General features: G+C 40.5%; 3 protein-coding genes and 2 pseudogenes. All 5 read left to right on the forward strand.

The features are described from left to right. Positions 1-244 (forward strand): transposase (locus tag FGQ53_RS10395; protein WP_171019139.1); only part of this gene is annotated, 244 nt, incomplete at its 5' end. Between the two features lie 18 nt (positions 245-262). Next, positions 263-951 (forward strand): annotated as a pseudogene (locus tag FGQ53_RS10400) (CPBP family intramembrane glutamic endopeptidase). A gap of 55 nt (positions 952-1,006) precedes the next feature. Beyond that, positions 1,007-1,302 (forward strand): annotated as a pseudogene (locus FGQ53_RS10405) (bacteriocin immunity protein). Positions 1,303-1,433: 131 nt separating this feature from the next. Further along, entirely contained in the window at positions 1,434-2,420 is a 987-nt protein-coding gene (locus FGQ53_RS10410) for a rhodanese-related sulfurtransferase (protein WP_138338571.1), read from the forward strand. A 274-nt stretch (positions 2,421-2,694) separates the two neighbouring features. Continuing rightward, positions 2,695-3,555, forward strand: a complete 861-nt coding sequence (locus FGQ53_RS10420) for a DUF4299 family protein (RefSeq protein ID WP_138338574.1) — start codon at positions 2,695-2,697, stop codon at positions 3,553-3,555. Positions 3,556-3,730: the final 175 nt, after the last annotated feature.

The raw sequence follows: 3,730 nt of genomic DNA on the forward strand, positions 1-3,730 counted from the left end.
CACCTGGCACAAGTCTCAGGCTTTGGAGTTGCCAGAAAATATCACGTGTACATTTATTCCTCCCTACACTCCAGAAATGAATCCCATTGAGCAAGTTTGGGCAGAGATACGAAAGCGTGGATTCAAAAACAAGGCCTTCAAATCTTTAGAAGAAGTCATTTTGAAGTTAGAAACAGTGATTCAAAATTTGGAAACAGAATGCCTGAGGAAGATTGTTCACAGAAAATGGATTTATCCAGAATAGATTTTTGATGAGTATTAAATGAAAAAGTATCAGCTTGTCTTCAAAATTAGTGCAGTTTTCTCTTACTTATTTTTCGTATTTGGTCTTTCTCAGCTGACGCTTATTGTTCAAAATTATTGGCAATTTTCTTCCCAGATTGGCAATTTCTTCTGGATTCAAAATATCTTGAGTTTGCTATTTATCGGAGTCATGATTTGGATTCTGGTTAAGATAGGTCATGGTTATCTCTTTCGTATTCCAAGAAAAAATGGCTTTGGTATTCGATTTTGACAATATTAGTGGTAGTGCTCCAGATCTCTTTTAATGTTCAGACAGCTAAACATGTTCAGTCAACTGCTGAAGGTTGGGCCGTATTGATTGGTTATAGTGAGACTAACTTTGCCGAGTTAGGTATCTATATAACCCTGCTCTTTCTGACTCCACTTATGGAAGAGCTGATTTATAGAGGATTACTGCAACACGCCTTTTTTAAGCATTCGAGATTTGGCCTTGATTTGCTTCTTCCGTCCATTTTATTTGCTCTTCCTCATTTTTCAAACTTACCTAGCCTGTTAGATATTTTCGTCTTTGCAACATTTGGTATCATCTTTGCTGGTTTGACCCGCTATACCAAGAGCATTTATCCATCCTATGCGGTGCATGTGATTAATAATATTGTAGTGACCTTACCATCTCTGCTGACTTTTTTACACAGGGTGTTTGGGTAAATACTGACGCGAGAGTTAGGAATGATAGTTTTTCAATTTAAGGAGGAAAATGAGAATGACAACATTAAAATGGTTTGCCGGAGGCAGTGAAAGGCGTTGTGAAGCGATGACTATCATAGATCACCTACTGGAAGGTATAAACAATACGCCTAACTTGCTCCTTTGAAAAATCTGTTAGTGAGTTATAAAAGACGATTAGAGGACGATGGGACCTCTACTCTATTTATTTTGAGTCAAATGAATGTTGACATCTCACGTATGTTAATTGACAATAAGCTGATTCTGTCAGAAAGTCAAGCCGAGCAGATAAAAAAATTGAGAGAATTGTCAGCGATTCGCTATGGTTACTGATGAAGTGCAGGGATAGGCCACCTTCTAAAATTCCCAGTCAAATAAATTGCATTCGTTTTCCCAAGTGGGTATACTAGTATAGTTGAATGAAAAATTCTGAAAATTTAAGAATAGAAAAGAGAACAAATCTTATGGCAAAAGATATTCGTGTCTTACTTTACTACCTCTACACTCCAATTGAAAATGCAGAGAAATTTGCTGCAGACCACCTGGCTTTCTGTAAATCAATCGGTCTCAAAGGCCGTATCCTAGTCGCTGACGAGGGAATTAACGGAACAGTTTCAGGTGATTACGAAACAACTCAAAAATACATGGATTACGTTCACAGCCTTCCAGGAATGGAAGACCTCTGGTTCAAGATTGACGAAGAAAATGAACAAGCCTTCAAGAAAATGTTTGTTCGCTACAAGAAAGAGATTGTTCACCTTGGCTTGGAAGACAACGATTTTGACAACGATATCAACCCGCTTGAAACAACAGGTGCCTACTTGTCTCCAAAAGAGTTCAAAGAAGCCCTTCTTGACGAAGATACCGTTGTTCTTGACACACGTAACGATTATGAGTACGACCTAGGACACTTCCGTGGGGCTATCCGTCCAGATATCCGCAACTTCCGTGAGTTGCCACAATGGGTCCGTGACAACAAGGAAAAATTCATGGACAAGCGTGTTGTCGTTTACTGTACAGGTGGCGTTCGCTGTGAGAAATTCTCAGGCTGGATGGTCCGTGAAGGCTACAAAGATGTTGGCCAATTGCACGGAGGAATCGCAACCTACGGTAAAGACCAAGAAGTCCAAGGCGAGCTTTGGGATGGGAAAATGTACGTTTTTGACGAGCGTATCGCCGTTGATGTTAACCATGTTAACCCAACCATCGTAGGGAAAGACTGGTTTGATGGAACACCATGTGAACGTTATGTCAACTGTGGAAGTCCCTTCTGTAACCGTCGTATCCTAACATCAGAAGAAAATGAAGACAAGTACCTTCGTGGATGCTCACACGAATGTCGTGTTCACCCACGTAACCGCTATGTTTCAGAAAATGAATTGACACAAGCAGAAGTAATCGAGCGCCTAGCCGCTATCGGTGAAAGTTTGGCTCAAGCAGCTACTGTATAAGATCAAACAGTCCTCAGGGGCTGTTTTTTTATGCTTTGTACTCAAAAATCTAATACTCAATGAAAATCAAAGAGCAAACTAGGAAGCTAGCCGCAGGCTGCTCAAAACACTGTTTTGAGGTTGTAGATAAGACTGACAAAGTCAGGAACATATATCTACGGCAAGGCGAAGCTGACGCGGTTTGAAGAGATTTTCGAAGAGTATAAAGTTTGTTTTTGTATCTTTCAGAAAAATAGGGCATACTTTATGTAAACGATTTCAAGGGGGTCCAGTTATGACGAAAACATTTTTTATTCCAAATAAACAGAGTATTTTAGGAGAACAGGAAATTTTGACTGCCAAGTCCATCTTGGCCTTGGTAGATGGTTTGGAGTCGCATAGTTATGATGCCGTCTATCTCCGTCAGCCTCTTAACCGTCTCGAGTATATCGAGTGTGCGATAGTAGGGCAATCACAATTTCTCTTTAAGGTCAGTTATGCTGATGGTCAAAAGGCTTACCGTGTCGATCTTCCTGACCTACTAACGAAGACAGACTGGAAGATTATCAAATCATTTTTAGATGCCTTGCTTGCTTACACAGGAACTGAGATTGAGGGGCTAGATGGTTTCGACTTTGAAGCTCATTTCCAAGCAAGTATTCAAGCTCATCTTGTAGACACTGCAGCCCGTTTTACGATTTGCCAAGGAATTTTTAATCCTGTTTTCTTTAGTCATGAGGACTTGAAAAGCTTTTTAGAGGCAGATGGCTTAGCTCAGTTTGAAGCGTGTGTACGCGCGGTTCAAGAGACAGATGCCTACTTTGCAAGAGTTTCCTTCTATCAGGATGGAGAAGGGCAAGTGCATGGTGTTTACCATCTGGCTCAAGGAGTCAAGACAGTATTACCAAGAGAACCATTTGTTCCTGCTGCCTATATTGAGCAATTGGTAGATAAGAAAATCCAGTGGGAGATTGACTTGGTTCAAATCACAGGAGACGGCTCTAAACCAGAAGACTATGAAGCCATCGCCCGCTTGGACTATGCAAAATTCTTAGAGTCACTACCATCAGCATCTTACCACCAACTAGACGCCAATCAATTAGAAATTCAACCCATCTTAGAAAAAGATTTTAAAGCATTAGCACAAGAAGAGTAAAGCAGAGGCAGGTCAATCGACTTGCTTTTTGATATATAAAAAATCCTGCCATGGATGACAGGATTGCTACTCAATGAAAATCAAAGAGCAAACTAGGAAGCTAGCCGCAGGCTGCTCAAAACACTGTTTTGAGGTTGTAGATAAGACTGACAAAGTCAGGAACATATATCTACGG

Source organism: Streptococcus mitis, from assembly GCF_005844455.1.
Classification (GTDB): domain Bacteria; phylum Bacillota; class Bacilli; order Lactobacillales; family Streptococcaceae; genus Streptococcus; species Streptococcus mitis_BF.

Excerpts from the sequence above, each read along its gene's own strand:
- FGQ53_RS10420 (WP_138338574.1), top strand. The coding sequence starts at position 2,695 with ATGACGAAAACATTTTTTATTCCAAATAAACAGAGTATTTTAGGAGAA.
- FGQ53_RS10410 (WP_138338571.1), top strand. The coding sequence starts at position 1,434 with ATGGCAAAAGATATTCGTGTCTTACTTTACTACCTCTACACTCCAATT.